The following is a 23,606-nucleotide window of genomic DNA, read 5'->3' as shown; positions in this document are numbered from 1 at the left end:
ATGTCAAGATCATTAAAAAAAGGCCCATTTGCAGATGATTACTTATTAAAAAAAGTTGATGCAAAAGGCGACAACAAAAAAGAAGCTATCAAAACATGATCAAGAAGATCATCAATATTTCCAAGTTTTGTAGGAAGCACATTCGCTGTTTACAATGGTAAAGAATTCATCAATGTTTATGTAACTGAAGATATGGTTGGACACAAATTGGGAGAATTTGCTCCAACTCGTAAATTCGGTGGTCACGGTGATGACAAGAAAAAGAAATAGGAATTAGAAGAGGACTACGTATATGGAAGCAACTGCTAAATTAACTATGATAAGAATATCACCAAGAAAAGTGAGACTAGTAGCAAATACTATTAGAAATAAAAAAATTGATGAAGCTATAATAATATTAAACAACTTAGATAAAAAATCTTCAGAACCAGTATTGAAGTTATTAAAATCAGCAATTGCAAACGCTGTTAATAATAATGGAGCAGAAGCAGATAAATTATTTGTTAAAACAATACTTGTTAATGAAGGACCAACATTAAAAAGAATTAGACCAAAAGATCATGGAAAAGCATTTCAAATATTAAAAAGAACAAGTCACATTGTTATTGCAGTTAGTGATGAAGAAAGAATAGGAAAGGTTAAATAAGTATGGGACAAAAAGTATCACCAAATGTATTAAGACTTGGTATTATCCGTGGATGACAAGCTCGTTGATATGCAGAAAAAGATGAATATGTTAAATGATTACACCAAGACATTGCCATCAGAAAAGCAATCTTAAAAAAATACAAAAATGCTTCAATTGCAAAAATTGAAATTGAAAGAACTAACAAAGAAATCATTTTGTTCTTACATACTGCAAGACCAGCCGTTCTTTTAGGACAAGATGGAAAAAACATTAAAGAAATTATTCTTCACACTCAAAAAGCAATTCGTGATAGACATGCAAAATTAAAAATTAATGTTGTAGAAATTAGAAACCCTGATGTTAATGCCTTATTGGTTGCACAATTTATTGGAGAACAAATTGCTAATCGTGCTTCATTTAGAACTGTACAAAAATTAGCTATTAGAAAAGCACTTAAAGCTGGAGCAAAAGGAATTAAAACTAGTGTTTCTGGAAGATTAGGTGGAGTTGATATGGCAAGAACAGAAGGTTATCTAGAAGGTTCAGTACCGTTATCAACTTTAAGAGCAGATATCGATTATGCATTGTATGAAGCAAAAACTACATATGGGCAAATCGGTGTTAAGGTTTGAATTAATCATGGAGAAATCTTAGAGAAAAAACCTTACTTAAAAAAAATGACCAGAGATACTGATAATAAAAAAGAATCAACATTCAAAAGACCAAATCAAAGATATAACAATAATAAACCTAGAGTAGCTGATAAAAAGGGGGTCAAATAATATGTTAATGCCTAAAAGAGTTAAATATCGTAGACCTCACAGAGTGAGCTATGAAGGAAAAGCTAAAGGTGCTAAATATGTTGCCTTTGGTGAATATGGATTAATGTCATTAGATGGTGCTTGAATTACTTCAAGACAAATTGAAGCTGCCCGTGTTTCTTTAACAAGATACATGAAAAGATTTGGTAAAGTTTGAATAAGAATTTTCCCACATATGGCAAAAACTAAGAAACCCTTAGAAGTTCGTATGGGATCAGGAAAAGGGTCACCAGAAGAATGAGTTGCAGTAGTAAAAACAGGACAAATTATGTTAGAAGTAGCAGAAGTTTCAGAAGAAGTTGCTTATGAAGCTTTAAGACTTGCAATGCATAAATTACCTGTTAGATGCAAAATTGTAAAACGAGGTGAAGAAAATGTCTAAAACTTCAGATAAATTAATTGAATTAAGAGCAAAATCTGTAAATGATTTAATGAAACTTAATGAAGAAAAAAGAGCTGAATTATTCGCTTTAAAATTTCAAGCAGCAGTAGGAAGTTTAGAACAAACTCACAAAATTAACGAATTTAAAAAAGATATTGCAAGAATTGAAATGCTTTTAACTGAAAAAATTAAAGGTGAATCAATTAAAAAAATTGCTAAAGTTAATTACAAAAAAATTGTTACTGAAGCTGAAAAACAAGGAAAAGCAGTTCGTAAAAAACAAAGAGAAATGATCAAACAAATGCAAGAACAACAACTTGCACAACAAAATGGTATTTCTCCTTCTGAGGGAGACGACTTTACTGCCGCAATGTTAGCTGGTGCAGGTGTTGAACCTAAACCAGTAGTTAAAGCAGAAAAATCAGAACCTAAAACAGCAACCAAAAAAGCTGAACCAAAAAAAGAAACTGCTAAAAAACCAGCAGCAAAAACAACTGCAAAACCAGCAGTTAAAAAAGAAACTGCTAAAGTAGCAAAACCAGCAACCAAAAAAGCTGAACCAAAAAAAGAAACTGCTAAAAAACCAGCAGCAAAAACAACTGCAAAACCAGCAGCAAAAACAACTGCAAAACCAGCAACCAAAAAAGCTGAACCCAAAAAAGAAACTGCTAAAAAACCAGCAGCAAAAACAACTGCAAAACCAGCAGTTAAAAAAGAAACTGCTAAAGTAGCAAAACCTGCTGCTAAAAAAGCTGAACCCAAAAAAGAAACTGCTAAAAAACCAGCAGCAAAAACAACTGCAAAACCAGCAGTTAAAAAAGAAACTGCTAAAGTAGCAAAACCTGCTGCTAAAAAAGCTGAACCCAAAAAACCTAGTAACAAAAAAATTACAACCAAAGAAGCATTAGGTGATGATTTTCAAAGAATTGAATTAGATTTACCAAAAAAACCAAAACAAGCCAAAACATATGTATTCGGTCAAAATAAAAAAACTCTAGATAAAGAGCTTCAAGAATACAATAAAAAACAAGGCAAAAAATAAAGAGGTTAAGAATTAATGGAAAGAAATAATATAAGAAAAACATTAGTTGGAAAAGTTGTTTCAGATAAAATGGATAAAACAATTACTGTTTTAGTTGAAACATACAAAAACCACCCAAGATACAAAAAGAGATATAAATATTCTAAAAAATATAAAGCACATGATGAACAAAGTATTGCTAAATTAGGTGATAGAGTTGAAATCATGGAAACTAGACCTTTAAGTAAAACAAAAAATTTTAGAATAGTTAAAGTATTAGAGAAAGCAATTATTTAAGGAGCGCGATTATGATACAAACAGAATCAAGATTAAAAGTTGCCGATAATACTGGTGCAAAAGAAATATTAGTTATCCGTAATTTGGGTGGAAGTGTTAGAAAATTTACTAACATTGGAGATGTTGTTGTGGCAACAGTTAAACACGCCTCACCTGGTGGAATGGTTAAAAAGGGTCAAGTTATTAAGGCTGTAATTGTAAGAACTGTAAGAGGGATTAGAAGAGAAGATGGTAGTTATATCAAATTCTCAGAAAATGCAGCTGTTATTGTTAAAGATGATAAAACACCAAGAGGATCACGTATCTTCGGGCCTATCGCGAAAGAAGTTAAAGATGCAGGTTTTGTTAAAATTGCATCTTTAGCACCGGAAGTAATTTAATGGAGGTCACAATGAATAAAACAAAATTAAAACAAGGTGATGCCGTTATTGTTATTGCTGGTTCTCACAAAGGTAAACAAGGACCAATTTCAAGATTTAACAATGATAAAAGCAGAGTTTATATTAAAGGAATCAAAGGATTAAAACATAAAAAACCTTCTCAAAATGGTGAAGAGGGTGGAATTATTGAAATAGAAGTTTCAGTAGCAATTTCTAATGTGGCAATCGTTGATCCAAAAAATAAAAATAAGTTCAGTAAAATAGGTTACAAAGAAGTAAATAAAAACAAAGTAAGAATAGCTAAAAAATCTGGAACAGTTATTAAATAGTTGGAGGAATTATGAATAAAGAAATGAGTATGTTAGAAAAACACTACAAAGAAAATGTAGTTCCTGAACTTATGAAAGAATTTAAATATTCTTCAATTATGGAAGTTCCAAAATTAGAAAAAATAGTTATTAATATGGGTGTCGGTGATGCAGTTCAAGATTCAAAAAAACTTGATGATGCAGTTGCTGAACTAGCACTTATTACTGGTCAAAAACCATTAATTACAAAAGCAAAAAAATCAATCGCAGTTTTCAAACTACGTGAAGGTATGCCAATTGGATGTAAAGTTACATTAAGAGGAAAAAAAATGTATGACTTTATGTCTAAGTTAACTAATTCAGCCCTACCAAGGGTTAGAGACTTTAAAGGAGTTTCTAAAACTGGATTTGATAAACAAGGTAACTACACAATGGGAATCAAAGAACAAATTATATTTGTAGAAATTGATTATGATAAAGTTAAAAAAATCCGTGGTATGGATATAACATTCGTTACAACAGCAAAAAGCAAAGAGGATTCATTTTCATTATTAAAAAAAATGGGAATGCCATTCACTAAGTAGGAGATAAGATGGCAAAAAAATCATTAAAAGTAAAACAAGCTAAAGTTGCTAAATTTAAAGTTAGAAAATATACAAGATGTGGAAAATGTGGTAGACCGCACTCAGTGTTGAAAAAATTCAACCTTTGTCGTTTATGTTTCAGAGAATTGGCTTACAATGGTCAAATTCCTGGTATTAAGAAAGCATCATGATAAGGAGATAAAAAACTATGACAACAGACGTAATCGCAGATATGCTTACAAGAATTAGAAATGCGAATCAACGTTTTCATGAAAGCGTAATGATTCCTGGATCTAAAGAAAAACTTGAAATAGCTAAAATCCTTAAAAAAGAAGGTTTCATTGAAGACTACAAAATCACAAAAGACTTCAAAAAAGATATAACAATAACTTTAAAATATGTTGGAAAAACAAGAGTAATTAGCGGATTAAAAAGAATCTCAAAACCAGGACTAAGAGTTTATTCATCAAAAACAGAAATTCCCCAAGTTTTAAATGGACTTGGAGTAGCAATCATCTCAACTTCAAAAGGAATCATTACAGATAAAGAAGCACGCCAAAAAAATGTTGGTGGCGAAGTTCTTGCATTTGTTTGATAATAGGAGGAATATTTAATGTCACGTATCGGAAATAGAATATTAACTGTTCCAACAGGAGTAGAATTTAGAGTTGATGAAAATAACTTAGTGGTTGTAAAAGGACCAAAGGGAGAACTATCACAAAGATTCTCACCATTGATCAAAATAAGCTTAGAAAATGGTTCAATCTCAACAACAAGAAGTAACGAAGTAAAACATACCAAACAATTACATGGAACAACTAACTCAATTATTAGCGGAATGCTAGAAGGAGTAAGTAAAGGTTTCTCAAAAGAATTATTAATTGTCGGTGTTGGTTATAAAGCAGCATTGGCAGGTAACAAAATTAATCTTTCATTAGGTTATTCACACCCCGTTGATTTCACAGTTCCTAAAGGAATTACTGTTGAAATTCCAAAACCAACAATTATTAAAGTTTCAGGAATTGACAAACAATTAGTGGGACAAGTTTGTGCAGAAATTAGAGCATTTAAAAGACCAGAACCATATAAAGGTAAGGGTATTAAATACAGTGATGAAAAAATTATTAGAAAAGAAGGAAAAGCAGCCGGTAAATAGACTGCTAAGAGGTTTTTAAAAAATGAAATACACTAAAGAAGAAGCAAGAAAAAGAAGACATTTTAGAATTAGAAACAAAATCCAAGGTACAAAAGCAAGACCGAGACTAAATGTTTTTAAATCAAATCAATACTTCTATGCTCAAATTATTGATGATTTTAAAGGGGTAACCCTTGTATCATCTTCATCACTAAAAATGGATTTAAAAAATAAATGTAATATTGAAGCTGCAATTGCTGTTGGAAAAGATATAGCCAAAAAAGCAAAAGCAAAAAAAATATCAACTGTTGTATTCGACCGTGGAGGATACTTATTCCATGGTAAAGTTAAAGCATTTGCTGAGGCTGTTAAAGAAGAAGGAATTCAATTCTAATTAAAGGAGATTATTCGATGTCAGAAGAAAATAAAGTAAAAACAGCAGAACCAAAAAGAGACTTTACTAAAAATAATAATGGTAAAGGCGGGTTTAACAAAAAACCTTCAAGAAACAATAAAGATGGTTTTAAAAGAATAAAAGAAGAAGATCCTTATACAGAAAAATTAGTTGCAGTTAACCGTGTTACTAAAGTTACTAAAGGTGGAAGAAGATTCAGGTTTGGTTCAGTTGTCGTTGTTGGTGATAAAAAAGGTAGTGTTGGTTTAGGAACAGGAAAAGCTAATGAAGTTCCAGATGCAATTAAAAAAGCATCTAAACAAGCTAGAAGATTTTTAATCAAAGTCCCAACAGTTGGAACAACAGTTCCTCATGAAATAATTGGAAAATTTGGAGCGGGTAGAGTATTAATCAAACCAGCAAAACCAGGTACTGGAGTTATTGCCGGGGGTCCTTCACGTGCAGTTATTGAATGTGCAGGAATTGGTGATGTTTATGTTAAATCATTAGGATCAAATACACCAATAAACATGATTAGAGCAACATTGAACGGATTAGAAAATCTTTCATCAGCTAAAGAAGTTATGTACTTAAGAAAAGGTATTAAATTAGATACTAAAAAAGAAGCTGCAAAACCAGCAACTAAAGATTATACTGCAAAACCAGCCGCAAAACCAGAAGTTAAAAAAGAAGCTGCAAAACCAGCCGCAAAACCAGAAGTTAAAAAAGAAGCTGCAAAACCAGCCGCAAAACCAGAAGTTAAAAAAGAAGCTGCAAAACCAGCAACTAAAGAATCTGCTGCAAAACCAGCTGCAAAAAAGTAGGAGGTAAATAAGTATGAAATTACATGAATTAAAATATACAAAAGGTTCAAAACAAACTCCTACAAGAATTGGTAGAGGGATGGCTTCAGGAAAAGGTAAAACATCTACTAGAGGTCACAAAGGTCAAAATTCTAGATCTGGTGGTGGAACAAGACCTGGTTTTGAAGGGGGACAAACTCCTTTGTTTAGAAGATTACCAAAAATTGGTTTTACAAATATTAACAAAAAAGAATACAAAATTTTTAACTTAGAAGTTTTAGATAAATTAAAAATTTCTGAAATTAATCATGACACCTTATTTGAACAAAAAGTAATTAAAAATAAAAATGTTTTAATTAAAGTTTTAGGTAGAGGCGAAATCACTAAAAAACTTAATTTAAAAGTAAATAAAATATCAGAAACTGCTAAAAAAGCAATTGAAGCTGCCGGGGGTAGCGTAGAGGTGATTTAGGTGGCTAAAAAATTAGTTCCCAACAAAGAAAAATTAAACAAGAACAGTTTTGAGAAAAAAGGTTTTTTTGTAAAAAATAAAGATCTTTTAAAAAGAATTCTTTTTACAATAATTGTTCTTGTGATAATTAGAATAGGAATGTTAATTGTTGTTCCTGGTATTCAAATGAATGACAATAGCAACAGCGAAGCTGACAAACAAGAGTTTTTCAACCTTCTTTCTACATTAGGAGGGGGGAATATGGGAAAATTTTCAATTTTCTCATTAGGTGTTTCCCCCTATATCACTGCTTCTATTATTACTCAGTTATTATCAACAGATGTGATTCCGATTTTATCACAATGAACAAAATCTGGAGAACGTGGTCGTAGAAAGTTAGATAAACTAACAAAAGCATTAACAATTCCATTTTGTGTAATGCAAGGAACAGCAACAATATTTACACTAAAACAATATGGAATGATTACTCCAAAATGAGAACTTGATGGAACAGTTCCTGGTCCAATATTCTATTTCTTATTAGTTCCATTAGTTATGTTGGCTGGGACATTCATTATGTTATGAATGGCTGATCAAATAACTATTAAAGGAATTGGAAATGGAGTTTCAATAATAATCTTTGCGGGGATAGTTGCAAAACTTCCTTCAAACTTCATAAAAACTTATGATTTCTGAGCAAGTAATTCAAAAGAAAACACAATATTATTTTCAGGTTTAATTAACTTCTTAATATATATTGCAGCATTCTTATTTGTTATTTTGATTATTACATTAGTTAATGAAGGTGAAAGAAAAATTCCTATTCAACAAACTGGTAGTGGTCTCGCTTCTGTTAAAGAACATATACCATACTTGCCACTTAAGGCAAATAATGCAGGGGTTATTCCAGTTATCTTTGCCTCAGCACTAATTTCAACACCAATCACCATTTCACAAATAGTACAAATCTCAAATCCTACAAGTGGGTTTGTATGATTCTGTAATAACATCTTGTCATTTCAACAATGAGCAGGAATATCAATATATGCTATTTTGATTATTATGTTTACATTCTTGTATTCACAAGTGCAAATAAATCCAGAAAAGATTGCTGATAATTTTAAAAAATCAGGAACATTCATTCCTGGTATAAAAACAGGTGAAGACACTAGAAAATTCTTAAGTGCAACGATTAATAGATTAAGTTGTATGGGATCATTGTTCTTAGCATTTCTAGCAGCACTACCTTATATAATTGCAAAACTTACAGATTTACCAAGTAACCTTGCAATTGGTGGTACTGGATTAATAATTGTAATCTCTGTTGCGTTGCAAACAACACAACAATTAAAAGGTAGATTAATTCAACAATCATTTATTGATAAAAAGTTTGATAAATTTGATTCTGATAATTCTTCTACACACATATGATAGGAAAAGAAATATGAATGTTATATTTTTAGGAGCTCCAGGTTCTGGAAAAGGAACTGTCTCAGAATTATTGATTAAAAAAAATAATTTTATACAATTATCAACTGGTGATTTATATAGAGAGCAAATTGCCAAACAAACACCATTAGGAGTAGAAGCAGCTTCATATATGAATGCTGGTAAATATGTACCTGATGAAATAACAATTAAAGTTGTAAAAGGCTTTTTGCAAGAACACAATGATAAATTAATTTTTGATGGGTTCCCAAGAACAATTGCGCAAGCTGAAGCACTAGATACAATTTTAAAAGATTTAGCAAAACAAGTTGATAAAGTTATTTATTTAAAATGTGACTCTAAAGTTATTATTGAAAGATTAACTGGAAGATTAATTTGCCCGAAATGTAAAAAAAGTTATCATGTGGTTTCATTAAAACCTAAAAAAGAGGGTATCTGTGATAATGATGGTAGCGAGTTAATTAAAAGACCAGATGATCAAGAAGATAAAATTCAAGTTAGACTAAATGAATATAACACTTTAACTAAACCTTTAATTGAATACTACAAAGATAAAATTGTAGAAATTCAAGCAGATAAAGGCGGTCCAGAGGACCACTATAACAACATCATTAAGGAAATAAACAAGTAATGAACATTACCATCAAAAACGAAGATGAAATTGAATTAATGAAAGTAGCGGGTAAAGTCTTGGGCGAGGCTTTATATCATTTAAAAGAAATGATAAAACCTGGAATTAATTGTTTAGAACTAGATAGTTTTTTTAAAACTTTTATTGAAAAAAATAATTGTCAATCAAATTTTAAAAATTATTATGGTTATCCAGCATACACATGTATTTCTGTTAACGAACAATTGATTCATGCTATTCCTAGAAATTATTTATTAAGATCTGGTGATATAGTATCAATAGATGCTGGTTGCATATACAAAGGTTATAATGCAGATGCAGCATTTACAAAAATCTGTGGAGACTCAAAAGACCCTGAGCACACAAAACTAGTAGAAGTTACTGAAAAATCACTTTATCTAGCAATAGAAAAAATAAGTGATGGTGTGAGAATTGGTACACTTTCTTCTACAATTCAAAAATATGTCCAAGGAGAAGGTTTTTATTTACCTGTTGAATTTTCTGGACATGGAATTGGAAAACAAATGCATGAAGATCCATTAGTTCCAAATACTGGAAGTGATAATACAGGAATGCGTTTGAAAGAAGGAATGACAATTTGTATTGAACCAATGGTTCAAATAGGAACAGCTAAAATAAAAATCTTAGATGACAAATGAACAGTTGTTTCAAAAGATTCTTCAATGGCTGCGCATTTCGAACACACAATTTTAGTAACAAAAAAGGGTTATGAAATTTTGACCACAATTAAACCAATGGAGGATTAATGGCAAAAGAAGATTATTTAGAAGTTAACGGTGTTATCACTGAAGTACTTCCAAATGCAACATTTAAAGTGAAATTAGAAAACGACATGATTATTGATGCCCACGTGTCTGGTAAAATCCGTATGAATTACATTCGCATCTTACCGGGAGACAAAGTAACTGTCGCAATTTCACCATATAACCCCACACGTGGAAGAATAACATATAGATTTAAGTAATAAATTAAATTACATTGGAGGAAACGATGAAAGTAAGATCATCTGTTAAAAAAATATGTGACAAATGTCGCGTTATCAAAAGAAAAAGCCGTGTAATGATTATTTGTGAACAACCAAAACATAAACAACGTCAAGGATAGAAGGAGATATATATGGCTCGTATTAGCGGAGTAGAAATACCAAACGACAAGAGAGTTGTTATAGCTCTAACATACATTTACGGAATCGGTTTATCAACATCACAAAAAATCTTGGCTGATTCAAATATTGATGAAAATGTTAGAGTAAAAGATTTGAACAACGATCAAATTAAAACAATTACTCAAAGAATATCAAAAGAAAAAACAGAAGGTGACTTAAGAAGAGAAGTTGCCTTAAACATTAAACGTCTAATGGAAATTGGAAGTTATCGTGGAATGAGACACAGAAAAGGATTGCCAGTGCGTGGACAATCTTCAAAACAAAATGCTCGTACACGTAAAGGACCACGTAAAACTGTGGCCAATAAGAAAAAATAGGTAGGTTAAATAATGGCTAAACCAAAAAGAAACGTTAAGAAAAAAATTAAAAAAAATATACCAAAAGGTATAGCTCATATTCACGCAACATTTAACAATACTATTGTTACAATATCAGATGAGCAAGGTAATGTAATTTCATGATCAAGTGCTGGAACACTTGGATTTAAAGGAAGCAAAAAATCAACTCCTTATGCTGCTCAATTAATTTCAGAAGCTGCTGGTAAAGGTGCCATCGACAGCGGAATGAAAAAAATTGCAGTTGAAATTAAGGGTCTAGGACCTGGTAGAGATGCTGCTATTAGAAGCTTACAAGGTGTTGGACTAGAAATTTATTCAATTAGTGATACTACTCCAAATCCACACAATGGTGTAAGACCAAGAAAGAGACCAAGAGGTTAATATGAAACAATTTACTAGACCAGAATTAAAAATGACTGAAAATGTTATTCAAAAAAATTACGGAGAATTTAAAATAGAACCTCTTGAAAGAGGATTCGGAATTACACTAGGTAATGCATTAAGAAGAACTTTAATTAGTTCAACTCCAGGAGCAGCAATTTATGCAATTAAAATAACTGGAGCAAATCACGAATTTTCAGGAATTAATGGAATTGTTGAAAACACAAGTAGAATTGTACTTAATGTTAAAAAAATTGTTTTAAAAATTGATGCAAACATGTTTGAAGATGGAGAAGTTGCTAAGTTAACTTTAAATTCTTCAAAAGAAGGTGTAGTTAAAGCAGGAGATATTGAATGTCCTGCTGGTGTAGAAATTTTAAATAAAGACCAAGTTATCTGTAATATTGCAGATGGTGGTGTTTTAGAAATGATTTTACAAGCTAAAAACTCAAGAGGTTATTCTTCTTTTAAAGAAAATAAAAAAGAAAAATTAGAAATAGGTTCAATTACAATTGATTCTAATTATTCACCAATTGTTAATGTTTCATATGATATTGAATCAACAAACATTGGAAAAGCAATGGATTTTGAATCATTAATTTTAAAAATAACAACTGATGGTTCTATTTCACCTTCTGAAGCAATTTCAATTGCTTCAAAAATCATTATCGATCACTTAACAGTATTTATGGAATTAACAGAAAATGTTAAAAATCTTGAAACATTAGGTGTTGAAAAGGATGAAGATGAAAAAGAGTTAGATAGATTAATTGAAGACTTAGACTTCACACAAAGATCATTAAATTGCTTGAAACGTGCTAATGTAAATACATTAAGAGACTTAGTTGAAAAAACAGAATACGATATTCAAGAAATTAGAAATCTTGGTAAAAAATCATTAAAAGAAATTAAAGATAAAGTAGCTCAATTAGGGTTAACTTTTAAAACAATTTAGTAGGGGGTAAGATATGTCATACATGCAAAAACAAGGCCAAAATACAGCCTGAAGAGTCGCTTTAATGCGTAACTTAACAACTGAATTAATTGTTAAAGAAAGAATTGAATTAACTGAAACAAGGGCTAAAGAATTAAGAAGACATTTTGATAAAATGGTTACACTTGCTAAAAAAGGTGATTTACACTCAAGAAGACAAGCAGCAGCTTGATTAAGAGATATTGATGCTTCTGAAAAAGAAACTGCTCTACAAAAACTATTTGATAAAATTGCAAAAAAATATAAAGATAGAAATGGTGGATATACCAGAATATTAAAACTTGATAATAGAAAAGGTGACAACGCACCAATTTGTATTATTGAATTAGTTTAATAACACACAAAAAACGAGGCAACTCGTTTTTTTGGTTTATAATTTATTTAAATAAAAGGAGATATATGAACAAAACAAAATGAAATTTTAAATTAACATTTAAAAAACAATGAACAAAAGAATTTCGATTTTGATATAAATTATTTTTTGGTTTAATTGGTTTAACAATGGTAACATGAGGATTTTTTTATGGAATGAGTAATAATGGGATTAATGATAAATATAAAGGCAGTTTTATATTTTATTGTTTACAAACCACATCATACTTTACATGACAAACAAACATGTTAGTAATTGTTTGATTTATTTACGGGGCAATTCACCATGATAAAGAAGGCCGTAGTGGATTAAACGGAATTAATTGATCTTGAGCAATAACTACATTTATAACTTGTACAATGCTTATTCCACATTTATGATTTTTACCAACAGAATTAATTTCAAATGCTTTAGCAAAAAAAGAATTAGCAGATTTGGGTAAAGAAGGTTGAACTTATGTAAGGGAAGCAAACAACCAAACATATGGTAGTGAATTATCGGGAACAGTAGTTGTTTTAATAACAGAGTTTTTTCACTTATTAATGCCATTATCAATGATATTTTATCTATGCTTTTGATTTAAAGCTGATAAAGAATATCTAGTAGATCTAAAAAAAGTAATGAAACAATATATACCATTTATTTGTTTATATCCAGTTTTATTTTCTATAGTGACAATATGTATTGGAGAACTTAAATATTTAGGTGGCTTTAAATATGATCAACAATATCCTTACTTCTTTTTCTTTATTCATGAAAATGGTCACAATCCAGATTATACTTGAGTAATTAAAGCTCCAGATGGTCATACTGAACAAACAAATTGAATGTCTTATCCACTAGCAGGAATTCATATAAGTGGAGCAGCATGAGCAATAATAACAACATTCCTTTTCCTAGCAATAATTATAGGTTTTGGAACACTGTATTACTGAACATTAATTAAAAAAGCAAACAAAATTAAAAATACTGTTAACTAACAGTATTTTTTTTATTACTATTATTATTTATTTTTATTTTTATTTAGATTATAATAATTACAATTTAGATTGGAGTTATCTATGGCTGAAGAAAAAATAATTTTAAATGAAACTGATTTAAATAATTTTAAAATTTTGTTAAATGAAAGAAATAACAAACTATATAGTAGAGCAAGAAGATGAACTAAAACAAAAGCGAAATTTTCCAAAAGGGAAGCTACAAAAGATGAAGTTAAATTAGCAGAGGAAAAATATAAAGAAGCTAAAGTTGATTTCAAAGCAGCATGCGATATTTCTCAATTTGAAAAATTTTATAATCAAGAAAAACAAGAATTTAGCAAAATTAATAAGACAGATGTAAATTATGATAAATTATATGCAAATTTAGTATTTGCTAAAAATTTATTAGATGGTGCTAAATTAGCAATTAAAGATAAAGGTAAAACAGCAGTTTTATCTAAAATAAACAACATTGCTTTAAAATGTTCTAATTTATCTTTTAGTTATAGAAGTGATTTACCTTTAGTTTTAAAAGATGTTAACTTTGAAATTAATCATGGGGAATATGTTGCTGTGATTGGTCATAATGGGAGCGGTAAATCAACACTATCAAAATTAATTATTGGTGTTATTAGACCAAATGATGGAGAAATTTATGTTTTTGGAAATATTGTTACTTCTGGAAGTTTACCATTCATTAGAAAATTTTTAGGAATTGTATTTCAAAATCCGGATAATCAATTCATTGGTTCAACAGTTAAAGATGATATTGCTTTTGGTTTGGAAAATAGAAGAGTTGATCCACAATTAATGCCAGATATAATTTATAAGTCTGCTCAAAGAGTTGGTATGGAAGAGTTTCTAGATCATGAACCATTAATGTTGAGTGGTGGTCAAAAACAAAGAGTTGCTATTGCTTCAACCTTGGCGTTGTCACCAGATATTATTATTTTTGACGAAGCATCAAGTATGCTTGATCCTAAAGGAAAAAAAGAAGTTAAAGAAATAATGAAAGATCTAAGAAGATCAAATGAAAAAACAATTATTTCAATTACTCATGATATGGATGAAATTTTAAATGCTGACAAAGTTATTGTTATGAATGGTGGAGAATTGGTGCGTTTTGGTACACCAAGTGAAGTTTTAAGAGATAAAGAATTTATTAAATCAATTAGTCTTGATGTTCCTTTCGTAACAAAGGTTATTGATGAGTTTAATAAACAAGGAGTTAATATTAGTCACACAACTGATATAGATGAAGTGGTAGAAGAATTATGTCAAATAAATTAACAAAAGAAGAAGTAAATATTAAAAAGGCTTATTTAAAAGAACTTGAAGATTTTAGGAAAGCCGATAAAATTCCTGCTAAAAAAAGAGTTAAAGAAGTTAAGGCTTGATATGCTAGCGTTGAAAAAACAAAGTTAAATAAATCACTTTATAAAACAAAACTAAACGATGCCAAACAACCATTATTTCATTATGATGGTGATATATCTTTAGAAAATGTATCTTATACTTATAATCCTAATTCACCATTTGAATTTAAAGCATTGGATGAAACTAGTGTAACTTTTAAAAAAGGAATTATTACTGCTGTTATTGGAACTACTGGTAGTGGTAAATCAACTTTGATTCAATTAACTAATGGTTTAATTATTACTGATACTGGAAGAACAAAAGTTGGTGATTATCAAATTCCTGCGGGAACTAAAAAAATTAGTGAAATTAAAAAGTTAAGAAAAGAAGTAGGATTAGTTTTCCAATTTCCCGAATACCAATTATTTGAAGAAACAATTGAAAAAGATATTTCTTTTGGACCAATTAATTTAGGGGACAACAAACAATTATCAATTCAAAAAGTTCCAGAACTATTAGAAATTGTTGGATTACCTAAAGAATATTTAAAAAGAAGTCCATTTGGATTATCTGGTGGTCAAAAACGTCGTGTTGCAATTGCTGGTATTATTGCAATGGATGGTGGAACACTTGTTCTTGATGAACCTACTGGAGGATTAGATCCAAAAGGTGAAGAAGACTTTATGAGTTTGTTTAAAAGATTAAATGTTGAAAATGGGAAAAGAATTATTATTGTTACTCACAACATGGATCATGTTTTACAAATTGCTGATGAAGTTGTAGTAATGGAAAAAGGTAAAGTTGCTTTAATTGGAAAACCAAATGAAATATTCAAAAATGAAGAGTTATTAGAACGTCTTTCAATTGAACCACCAAAGTTATATCAATTGGCTTATAAATTAGCAAAAAAAGGTATCAATATTCTTGATAAGGAATTTAAAACAGTAAAAGAACTTGTTGAAGAAGTTAAAAAAGTTTTAAAAAAATAAGGAGAAAAATTATGAGAATGGTTTTTGGGAGATATATCCCTGGTAATTCACTAATTCACAAACTAGATCCAAGATTAAAATTATTTTTAATAATATCTTTAATTGTGTCACTTTTTATTCCAATTGGTGCTTTGGGTTTATCATGTTTGGGATTATTTATAATTTGTTTATATGTTATTAGTGGTTTAAAATGAAAAATGCTATCTAAACTAGTTTTTCCAATTTTATTCATATTTATTGTTTTATTAATTATTAGTACAATCACTAAATCTAATCCTGATGGCGGTGAGGTTGGTAAAACATTCAATGTTTGAATATTACATATTTCTGAACAAAAAATATATCAAGCAGTTTATATGACTTTGAGAATATTCTTTATGATTTTATTAACTACAATTCTTACAGGAACAACTCAACCCCTAGTTCTAACACTAGCAATTGAAGATTTATTAAAACCTTTGCAATGAATTAAATTTCCAGTTTTTATTTTTTCTATGATTATTTCAATTGCATTAAGAATGATTCCAACCCTAATTGATGAAGCTGGAAGAATCATGAAGGCCCAAGCCTCAAGAGGTGTTGACTTTAAAAATGGTAAATTGAGAGATAAAGTAAAAACATTAGTTTCTTTAATTATTCCATTGTTAGTTTCTTCATTTCAAAAAGCTGAAGATTTAGCTTATGCAATGGATTCAAGAGGGTACGACCCAGGAGCTAAAAGAACAAGATATCGTCAATTTAAATTTAGTATTCGTGATCTAATATTATTTTTAATTGGAATGACTGTTGTGGTCTTGTTATTTGTTTATGCTTATAATACTCAATGACAAGAACTTCAAATTCCTAGAGTTGATACATTATTGGGTAAATTAAGTTACAAAAAACCATTATAGTTATGAAGAGTTTTTTACTGTTAACAATTGAATATGATGGATATGATTTTTGTGGATGAGCAAAACAAAATAAACAAAAAACAATTCAAGGAGAATTGGAAGCAGCAATTTTTGTTGTTTTAAAAACAAAAGATTTTAAAACACTAGGCGCTTCCAAAACAGATAGTGAAGTTCATGCAGAAGATCAAAAAGTATATTTAGAATTGCCATTTAAGCCACAATTAATATCTTTAAAAAATTCTGTTAATAAAGCTTTACCAATTTCTATTAAAATTAAAGACATTAAAGAAATTTCCCCAGATTTCAAAGTAAGACATTGTAAAGAAAAAATTTATAATTATATTTTTTATAAAAAAGAACCAGGTATTTTTCAAAACCGTTATGGTGTGTATATTAATAATTTTAATTTTCAAAAATTTTGAGAAGCACTTAAAATTTTTGAAGGTGAACATAATTTTTTAAATTTTGCTAAAATAAGTAGAAGCAATCTTGGCAAAATAAAAACAATTAGAACAATCAATCAAATTAGTTTTAAAGAAACTGAAAATGAATTTATTTGTGAATTTTTTGCCAAGGGTTTTATAAGATATCAAATAAGAATGATAGTTGGTGCAGCGATTGCTTATGCCCAAGAGTTAATTACAATTGAACAAATTAAAGCAGTGTTATTATTAGAAGAACCTAAATTAAAATACATTGCCCCAGGAAAAGGATTAATATTAAAAAAAATATTTTATTAAATATTAGGAAAAAAAATTATGAAAACTACATCGTTGTTATTAAAGAATGCTTTTAAAAGTGCATGACATACTAAAATTCAAATTATTGGTTTGTCTCTTTTAGTAGCGTTTTTATCAGCATTAATTTCTATTTTATCAGCAACTACAGAATCTATTGTTGTTAAAAACAATGAATTAAATTCACAATCAAATCTAAGAGACTCATTAATAAATTTTGAAAAAACATATCGTTTAAATAAAAAAGCATATATTTATCAAAGCGCAAATAATCATGAAACTGACGTTCAAGATAATCAATCACTTTTACAACAATACTTAATAAATAAACTCTCTAAAGATAGTGACAAAACTGTTTTTGATTGGTCAAGAACTGAAGCAAGAGAATTTGTAGGGATTACTCACAAGAATAGAGACTTAAAAATTAAAGCAGTTACAAAAACTAAAACCATTGATCAAGAAAGCACTGTTGATAAATTATTTGTAACATCAGGAAGAAACATTTCTAGCAATAAGGAAGTTGTTATTAATGAAAATTTTGCGAAATTAAACAACATCAAAATTGGTGATGTAATTAGAATTGAAAAAGATAGTTTTGGAAATACATTAAAAGTTAGTGATTCAAATTTAGTTCCCGATGACAAAACCTTATTACTTAATGATTCACTAGAAAACGGAAGATGAAAAACAAACTTTTCAGGATTTGCTTGATTAGAAGTTGTGGGTTTAGGAACATCAGCAGATTTTGCGGCGCCAATTATAGATGAGACAACAGTGATGCCTGATTCACAAAAAAATTTAATCGCTTATATAGATCCCTCATTATTTGGTTTAGAAAAAGATGAAAAAACTAATTTATATTTATGTGATATGACATCAGCAAAATTATATGGAGATGAGTTTGGGGGAGAAACATATTTTTCAATTAAAAAACAAGATGGATTTGATTATCAAAAATTACAGAAAAATTTTGCAACCTATACAGAAGTTAAAGACAAAGAAAAAAAACAACTAGATGAAATTTATTTTGAAAACAATAATAAAAATTATAAATTTAATAATAGAATTTCAATGTTTAACAAAGTGATTAATTCATATCAAATTACAGCATCAATTTTATTGATATCAACATTGTTGATTTCATTATTTGCTTTATTAATTATGATTAAAAAACAAGCCGATATTGTTAAAACACAAATGGGTTGTTTAAAAGCTTTGGGATATCGTAAAAGAGAACTTGTAAATAATTTTGCAGCAGTGCCAATAATAACTTCAGCAATTGGATGCATTACCGGATATTTATTATCACTTGGTTTTGAACCAATTATTGTAGGTATGTTTTCAAAATTCTTTACAATCACCTTTGGTGTTTATACATTTTCATTTTTATCATTAGTTAATACTTTATTTTTGGGATTTATTTTATTATTAGCAATTTCATTTGGATGTATTGCAATAGTTATGAGAACACCAGCTTTAAAATTATTATCTGGTGCTTCAACTGAACGTCATTCAATAATTCAAACTGCAATTAAAAAACCATTTAGTAAAGCTAAATTTAACACAAAACTAAGTGTGGCAATTTTTGCTTCATCATATGTTAGATTTATTGGAGCATTTATTACAATGTTAATGGCAACAATATTGTTGTCTGCAACAACAATCATGCCTAAAATATTAATTGATAATGAACAAGCAACATTTAGCGGTTTAAATTATTCAAATGTTTTTGAATACCATGCCCCTATGGAAAATAATCCTATGAGTTTTTATAAAACATATAATCCTACTTATAAAGAAGATGGTAAGGGTGACGACACTTGAGGATTTAAAGATGACAAAGGTAATTTAAAGTCATTAAGAAAAGAAGCATTTTCACCAACAAAAACAGATCAAGAAGTTTATTCAGCATTACCTTATATAAAAGATGATAAAAACGCAGCCAAAAAAATAATCGATATAAACAAAATATACAATGAATTAGAAACTGGAAATATTAATTCTGAATATTACGCTCAAAATATTTCTAATAAAGCGGTTAGTGGATTAATTGGAAATACTTCTGGTTGAGCGAGAATGGGTTATTTAAACTATGCAAATTTATCAACAAATTTTTTAAAAGCATTAGATAAAGTTTCAGTTTCAATACCTGCAATTACAGGTGATATAGCATTTTCTACTTTACAAAAACAATGACCTGATTGAGTTACATTGACAAATAATTTAGATAATAATGATCCAAATGACGGAAACGATTCACTAAAAAGAGTTACAAAAACACTAGTTTGGTTTTATCAAAAATATTTTAATGGTGTTAAAGTGACTTTAAATACAGATTCTTATAATAAAAAAGAAGACGGTAGTTTGGTAATAAATCAAAAAGGTAAAGAACATTTTAAAAATATTTTTAAAAAAAGTTATTTCAATATTAGCGATGGTGAATGAACTAATATTGTTCCTCAAATTTCAAAAGATAAAAAAATTTCTGACAACATTAAGGGAATCAATTTAGTAAATTTTGATATTGATGAGTATTTTAAAAAACACAGTTCTAAAGAAATAAAATTACTTAATGAAAAATTAGCAGCATGAATAGCAATTACTTTTGATCACAGGTTATCATTGGCTGTTTTACAAACAACATATTCAAGAGCCCCATACTATGTTCAAGAAAGAATTAAAGAAGCAATTGTAAATGATACAAACTTTAATATAACTTTTAACATTGTTTCATATGATCCGCAAAAAGATACACTTGGGACAATGTTGAATGCAAAAATGGGTAATAACACATTTAAAATTTATGGTTTAGATAAAAATGATTTTAAAAATATGGTTTCTTTCAAAGATGATCAATTTAAAAAGTTATTTGATCAAAAAAATAATTTAATAATTAATAAATCTTTTGCAAAAAAAATGAATTTAAAAATTGGTCAAAATATTAATGTTGATATATTAAAAGAATTATTAGCGGATCAAAATGGACAAAAAGTAAATTCAGATAAAAATGAATTTGGTTTTAATGATTATTCAAAATATGATAAATTTTTACCTTCATCAGCATTACCTTACCAATCAACAATAGACGAAAATTTCAGCAATAGTGGAATAACAACAAATATTAATCCCGTGAAAATAAATGGAATAAATACATGTTCTGATAATGCCTCAAGATCAACAGAACAATCTGATATTCAAAAAGCATTTTTAAAATCAGAAATTCAAACTAAAGAATTTAAAACAAAACAAACATTTAAAATAGTGGGTGTTCAAGATAGTTATGGTAAACCACAAGCTTGAACTTCTAATGAAACTTCTAAAAATATTTTAGGATATAACAAAATTCAAAATGATATGTTTGCAAAATGATTTAAAATTCAAAATTTTCAAAATAAAGATTTTATAAAATATTTAGGATTATCACAAAATACTAATGATTTAGAATATTATTTAGGTAAAGATGAAGAAGATAAAAATAATCATATCCAATATGACAAATTCTTAAACAGAATGAATAGTGAAAAAGACAAATCAAAAAGAATTATTTTTGATAAAATAAATCAGTTATTTTTACACACATATCCAATTTTTAACTACAAGTATTCTCAAGATGAACCTATTTATGAAATGATTCAAAATGCTTCAGTTATGCAACCATATGGTGATTATTCATCAATTGGTTTAAACGGTAATTTTGAAATGCATGAAGAAAATGGAAAACAAATAATAGGGGATTACATTCCTGGAGCTGGATCAAAAGTGTTGATGATAGCTTTACCAACTAAAGAAGCACAAAAAATTCTTGAACAAATTACTGAAATTGTTAACTTGATTGCAATTGTATTTATTTTTTTAGCAATGATCATTTCATTAATAATTATTCTTCTAGTAACAACGATTATTATTTATGAAAATTCAAAATTTATTTCTACTATGAAAATATTAGGATATCAAAATTGATATGTTGTATGACAAATTTTAAAAATATATTTCTGAGCAGTAGGGATTAGTTATATTATTGGATTTGCAACCGCGTTATTTGCATTGAAATTAGGTATAAATTATCTGGCAGTTAACTCTTCATGAGTATTACCATTTAAATTAACAATCTATATGCCATTTGTAGTCTTATTAATACTATTAGTTATTTATAGTTTTACATTCATTATTGCTTTAAAACAAATTAAAAAAATTACTCCAATTAGTGCACTTTCCGCAAGCGCAAGTTAAAAAAAGTATTTTTTTACTAAAATAAATAGAAATAATATATAATTAATTAAGCTTACACTCACATAATGTCCCGGAAAACTGAAAAGGAGATTTAAGCAATGAAACAAACTACATTAATAAAAACATCAGACATAAACAAAAAATGATATGTTGTTGATGCTGAGGGGCAAGTCCTAGGTAGACTAGCAACTCAAATAGCAACAATTCTACGTGGAAAACATAAACCTGATTACACATTCAATATGAATAACGGTGATCATGTAATTGTTATAAATGCAGAAAAAGTTGTTGTTACTGGAAAAAAATTCAAAGATAAAACTTACTATAAACACTCAATGCATCCAGGTGGTTTATCAAGAACAAGTTTTGAAACAAGAATAAATTTGAAACCAGAAGCAATTATTGAAAGAGCAGTTAGATTAATGCTTTCAAAAAATGTTCAAGGTTCAAATCAATATCGTGCATTACACGTGTATAAAGGTGCAGCACACCCACACCAAGCACAAAATCCAGAAGTTTTAAATTTTAATAAAGGAGATAATTAATGGCAAATAAAGTTGAATATTGTGGAACCGGAAGAAGAAAATCTTCTGTTGCTCAAGTTGTTTTAACTCCAGGAACAGGAAAAATTATTGTTAATGGAAAACCAGCATTAGATTTCTTTCCATTTGCAACATTGGTTCAAGATTTAGAACAACCATTAGTTGTCACTGAAACATCAAAAGAATTTGATGCATTCATTAAAGTTAAAGGTGGAGGATTTACAGGTCAATCAGGTGCTGCTAGACTTGGAATCGCCAGAGCATTAATGGAAACAAATCCTGAATTAAAAGGTGTTTTAAGAGAAAAAGGTTTAGTTACTCGTGATGCGAGAATTAAAGAGCGTAAAAAATATGGATTGTATGGAGCAAGACGTGCACCACAATTCTCAAAACGTTAAAAACAAAATGAAGTTTCTTCATTTTTTTTTTTTTTTTGAAATAGATAATAAAAAAACAGCTTATGCTGTTTTTTGTTTTAAAGCTAGTTTATAAACGTTATCTATTAAACCCCATATAGTCATTGGTCCGACACCACCAATTGCTTTTGAAATTAATTTTGTTTTGTTTTCTACTTCATCAAAATTTACATCACCATATAATTTTCCATCAACAAAATTTGTACCAACATCAATTACAATTTGATTTTCTCCAATATTGTTTTTGTTAACAATATTTAATGCACCAGCCGCGCTTATTATAATGTCTGCTGATTTGATTTTTTCGTTTGGGTTAATTGTTTTAGTATGGCACACTGTCACTGTAGCGCTTTTGTTAATTAGCATATTAGCTAATGGTTTACCAACAATGTTGCTTCTTCCAATAATAGTAATATTTTTTCCAACAACGTCAATGTTATATTCTTCTAATAATTTTATTATTCCTTTAGGGGTTGCAGGAGGATTTAAACATTCTCCCAACATAATAGCTCCCAATGTTGATTTAGTAAACCCATCGGCATCTTTTACAGGTGATATTGATTCAATCACGGCATTAACATCAATGTGTTTTGGTAATGGTAATTGAGTCATAATTCCATTAACACTATTGTCTTGATTTAATTTATGAATTTCATTTATTATATCTTCTTGTTTTACGTTGGCATCATATTTAATTAGTTCTAAATTGATCCCAACATTTTTGCAAGCATTAGTTTTATATTTGATGTATTTATTGCTTGCTTCAATATCACCAACTTGGATTACAACAAGTTTAATATTTAAATTATTTTTTATTATATTTTCTTTAATTTCTAATAACAATTTTTCAGAAATTTCTTTACCATTTATTATTTTAGCCATTGTAACCTCGATTCATTTATAATTA

The 23,606-nt window shown here is 28.8% G+C and carries 32 protein-coding genes and 1 pseudogene; 32 read left to right on the top strand and 1 reads right to left on the bottom strand.

Going from position 1 to position 23,606, the window contains the following annotated elements:
- The 32 genes and pseudogenes from rpsS (at position 1) to rpsI (ending at position 22,681) form a co-directional block, all read left to right on the top strand.
- The gene (gene rpsS, locus AACL01_RS03035) at positions 1-270 is read left to right on the top strand and encodes a 30S ribosomal protein S19 (protein ID WP_339022670.1); all 270 of its coding nucleotides are present in this window, start codon (positions 1-3) and stop codon (positions 268-270) included.
- Positions 271-292: 22 nt separating this feature from the next.
- The gene (gene rplV / locus AACL01_RS03030; RefSeq protein ID WP_339022669.1) at positions 293-646 is read left to right on the top strand and encodes a 50S ribosomal protein L22; all 354 of its coding nucleotides are present in this window, start codon (positions 293-295) and stop codon (positions 644-646) included.
- 2 nt (positions 647-648) lie between these two features.
- Positions 649-1,410 carry a 30S ribosomal protein S3 gene (gene rpsC / locus AACL01_RS03025; RefSeq protein WP_339022667.1) on the top strand — a complete coding sequence of 254 codons (762 nt, stop codon included), beginning with the start codon at positions 649-651 and terminating at the stop codon, positions 1,408-1,410.
- A 1-nt stretch (position 1,411) separates the two neighbouring features.
- Complete coding sequence (gene rplP / locus AACL01_RS03020; RefSeq protein WP_339022665.1) at positions 1,412-1,831, top strand: 50S ribosomal protein L16; 420 nt, start codon at positions 1,412-1,414, stop codon at positions 1,829-1,831.
- Positions 1,824-2,249: pseudogene (rpmC, locus tag AACL01_RS03345) on the top strand (50S ribosomal protein L29); the annotation flags it as partial. The gene rplP and the pseudogene rpmC, both read left to right, overlap by 8 nt.
- Before the next feature lie 636 nt (positions 2,250-2,885).
- On the top strand, positions 2,886-3,149 hold the full coding sequence (gene rpsQ, locus AACL01_RS03010; RefSeq protein WP_422397975.1) for a 30S ribosomal protein S17: 264 nt from the start codon (positions 2,886-2,888) through the stop codon (positions 3,147-3,149).
- An 11-nt stretch (positions 3,150-3,160) separates the two neighbouring features.
- The gene (gene rplN, locus AACL01_RS03005) at positions 3,161-3,529 is read left to right on the top strand and encodes a 50S ribosomal protein L14 (RefSeq protein ID WP_339022659.1); all 369 of its coding nucleotides are present in this window, start codon (positions 3,161-3,163) and stop codon (positions 3,527-3,529) included.
- Positions 3,530-3,540: 11 nt separating this feature from the next.
- Positions 3,541-3,858 carry a 50S ribosomal protein L24 gene (rplX, locus tag AACL01_RS03000; RefSeq protein WP_339022658.1) on the top strand — a complete coding sequence of 106 codons (318 nt, stop codon included), beginning with the start codon at positions 3,541-3,543 and terminating at the stop codon, positions 3,856-3,858.
- A 23-nt stretch (positions 3,859-3,881) separates the two neighbouring features.
- On the top strand, positions 3,882-4,421 hold the full coding sequence (gene rplE, locus AACL01_RS02995) for a 50S ribosomal protein L5 (RefSeq protein WP_339023218.1): 540 nt from the start codon (positions 3,882-3,884) through the stop codon (positions 4,419-4,421).
- A gap of 8 nt (positions 4,422-4,429) precedes the next feature.
- A complete protein-coding gene (locus tag AACL01_RS02990) occupies positions 4,430-4,615 on the top strand; it encodes a type Z 30S ribosomal protein S14 (RefSeq protein WP_339022657.1) in 186 nt (61 codons plus the stop codon).
- 14 nt (positions 4,616-4,629) lie between these two features.
- On the top strand, positions 4,630-5,019 hold the full coding sequence (gene rpsH, locus AACL01_RS02985; protein ID WP_339022656.1) for a 30S ribosomal protein S8: 390 nt from the start codon (positions 4,630-4,632) through the stop codon (positions 5,017-5,019).
- A gap of 15 nt (positions 5,020-5,034) precedes the next feature.
- Positions 5,035-5,577, top strand: coding sequence for a 50S ribosomal protein L6 (gene rplF, locus AACL01_RS02980; RefSeq protein WP_339022655.1), 543 nt, complete (start codon positions 5,035-5,037; stop codon positions 5,575-5,577).
- A gap of 22 nt (positions 5,578-5,599) precedes the next feature.
- A complete protein-coding gene (rplR, locus tag AACL01_RS02975) occupies positions 5,600-5,950 on the top strand; it encodes a 50S ribosomal protein L18 (RefSeq protein WP_339022654.1) in 351 nt (116 codons plus the stop codon).
- A 17-nt stretch (positions 5,951-5,967) separates the two neighbouring features.
- Positions 5,968-6,774, top strand: a complete 807-nt coding sequence (gene rpsE, locus AACL01_RS02970) for a 30S ribosomal protein S5 (RefSeq protein ID WP_422397966.1) — start codon at positions 5,968-5,970, stop codon at positions 6,772-6,774.
- A 13-nt stretch (positions 6,775-6,787) separates the two neighbouring features.
- Positions 6,788-7,225 (top strand): 50S ribosomal protein L15, encoded by a 438-nt coding sequence (rplO, locus tag AACL01_RS02965; RefSeq protein ID WP_339022653.1) that lies wholly within the window; start codon positions 6,788-6,790, stop codon positions 7,223-7,225.
- A complete protein-coding gene (gene secY, locus AACL01_RS02960; RefSeq protein WP_339022652.1) occupies positions 7,226-8,638 on the top strand; it encodes a preprotein translocase subunit SecY in 1,413 nt (470 codons plus the stop codon).
- A gap of 10 nt (positions 8,639-8,648) precedes the next feature.
- The gene (locus AACL01_RS02955; RefSeq protein ID WP_339022651.1) at positions 8,649-9,284 is read left to right on the top strand and encodes a nucleoside monophosphate kinase; all 636 of its coding nucleotides are present in this window, start codon (positions 8,649-8,651) and stop codon (positions 9,282-9,284) included.
- Positions 9,284-10,051, top strand: coding sequence for a type I methionyl aminopeptidase (gene map / locus AACL01_RS02950; RefSeq protein WP_339022649.1), 768 nt, complete (start codon positions 9,284-9,286; stop codon positions 10,049-10,051). Before AACL01_RS02955 ends, map begins: the two co-directional genes overlap by 1 nt.
- Positions 10,051-10,269 (top strand): translation initiation factor IF-1, encoded by a 219-nt coding sequence (gene infA, locus AACL01_RS02945; protein ID WP_339022647.1) that lies wholly within the window; start codon positions 10,051-10,053, stop codon positions 10,267-10,269. The genes map and infA overlap by 1 nt, the downstream gene beginning before the upstream one ends.
- Positions 10,270-10,295: 26 nt before the next feature.
- Positions 10,296-10,409 (top strand): 50S ribosomal protein L36, encoded by a 114-nt coding sequence (gene rpmJ / locus AACL01_RS02940; protein WP_339022645.1) that lies wholly within the window; start codon positions 10,296-10,298, stop codon positions 10,407-10,409.
- A 12-nt stretch (positions 10,410-10,421) separates the two neighbouring features.
- The gene (rpsM, locus tag AACL01_RS02935) at positions 10,422-10,787 is read left to right on the top strand and encodes a 30S ribosomal protein S13 (RefSeq protein ID WP_339022643.1); all 366 of its coding nucleotides are present in this window, start codon (positions 10,422-10,424) and stop codon (positions 10,785-10,787) included.
- 12 nt (positions 10,788-10,799) lie between these two features.
- Positions 10,800-11,189 (top strand): 30S ribosomal protein S11, encoded by a 390-nt coding sequence (gene rpsK / locus AACL01_RS02930; protein ID WP_339022641.1) that lies wholly within the window; start codon positions 10,800-10,802, stop codon positions 11,187-11,189.
- Position 11,190: 1 nt separating this feature from the next.
- Positions 11,191-12,144, top strand: coding sequence for a DNA-directed RNA polymerase subunit alpha (locus AACL01_RS02925; RefSeq protein WP_339022639.1), 954 nt, complete (start codon positions 11,191-11,193; stop codon positions 12,142-12,144).
- Between the two features lie 13 nt (positions 12,145-12,157).
- Entirely contained in the window at positions 12,158-12,517 is a 360-nt protein-coding gene (gene rplQ, locus AACL01_RS02920) for a 50S ribosomal protein L17 (protein WP_339022637.1), read from the top strand.
- 65 nt (positions 12,518-12,582) lie between these two features.
- Positions 12,583-13,536, top strand: a complete 954-nt coding sequence (locus AACL01_RS02915) for a hypothetical protein (protein ID WP_339022635.1) — start codon at positions 12,583-12,585, stop codon at positions 13,534-13,536.
- Positions 13,537-13,617: 81 nt separating this feature from the next.
- Positions 13,618-14,826 carry an energy-coupling factor transporter ATPase gene (locus AACL01_RS02910; protein WP_339022633.1) on the top strand — a complete coding sequence of 403 codons (1,209 nt, stop codon included), beginning with the start codon at positions 13,618-13,620 and terminating at the stop codon, positions 14,824-14,826.
- Positions 14,811-15,881 carry an energy-coupling factor transporter ATPase gene (locus tag AACL01_RS02905; protein WP_339022632.1) on the top strand — a complete coding sequence of 357 codons (1,071 nt, stop codon included), beginning with the start codon at positions 14,811-14,813 and terminating at the stop codon, positions 15,879-15,881. The genes AACL01_RS02910 and AACL01_RS02905 overlap by 16 nt, the downstream gene beginning before the upstream one ends.
- A gap of 11 nt (positions 15,882-15,892) precedes the next feature.
- Complete coding sequence (locus AACL01_RS02900; protein WP_339022630.1) at positions 15,893-16,774, top strand: energy-coupling factor transporter transmembrane component T; 882 nt, start codon at positions 15,893-15,895, stop codon at positions 16,772-16,774.
- Positions 16,775-16,776: 2 nt separating this feature from the next.
- Positions 16,777-17,514 (top strand): tRNA pseudouridine(38-40) synthase TruA, encoded by a 738-nt coding sequence (truA, locus tag AACL01_RS02895; protein ID WP_339022628.1) that lies wholly within the window; start codon positions 16,777-16,779, stop codon positions 17,512-17,514.
- Positions 17,515-17,532: 18 nt separating this feature from the next.
- The gene (locus AACL01_RS02890) at positions 17,533-21,741 is read left to right on the top strand and encodes an ABC transporter permease (protein WP_339022626.1); all 4,209 of its coding nucleotides are present in this window, start codon (positions 17,533-17,535) and stop codon (positions 21,739-21,741) included.
- A 98-nt stretch (positions 21,742-21,839) separates the two neighbouring features.
- Positions 21,840-22,286, top strand: a complete 447-nt coding sequence (gene rplM / locus AACL01_RS02885; RefSeq protein WP_339022624.1) for a 50S ribosomal protein L13 — start codon at positions 21,840-21,842, stop codon at positions 22,284-22,286.
- Entirely contained in the window at positions 22,286-22,681 is a 396-nt protein-coding gene (rpsI, locus tag AACL01_RS02880; RefSeq protein ID WP_339022622.1) for a 30S ribosomal protein S9, read from the top strand. The genes rplM and rpsI overlap by 1 nt, the downstream gene beginning before the upstream one ends.
- Before the next feature lie 60 nt (positions 22,682-22,741).
- Here rpsI and AACL01_RS02875 read toward each other — a convergent pair whose 3' ends face one another.
- The gene (locus AACL01_RS02875; RefSeq protein ID WP_339022620.1) at positions 22,742-23,581 is read right to left on the bottom strand and encodes a bifunctional 5,10-methylenetetrahydrofolate dehydrogenase/5,10-methenyltetrahydrofolate cyclohydrolase; all 840 of its coding nucleotides are present in this window, start codon (positions 23,579-23,581) and stop codon (positions 22,742-22,744) included.
- Positions 23,582-23,606: the final 25 nt, after the last annotated feature.

It is taken from the genome of Spiroplasma endosymbiont of Crioceris asparagi, assembly GCF_964020035.1.
In the GTDB taxonomy this organism is placed as follows: Bacteria; Bacillota_I; Bacilli_A; order Mycoplasmatales; family Mycoplasmataceae; genus TIUS-1.
The sequence above is the reverse complement of the archived record's forward strand: the minus strand, read 5'-3'. Positions and strand labels throughout refer to the sequence as shown.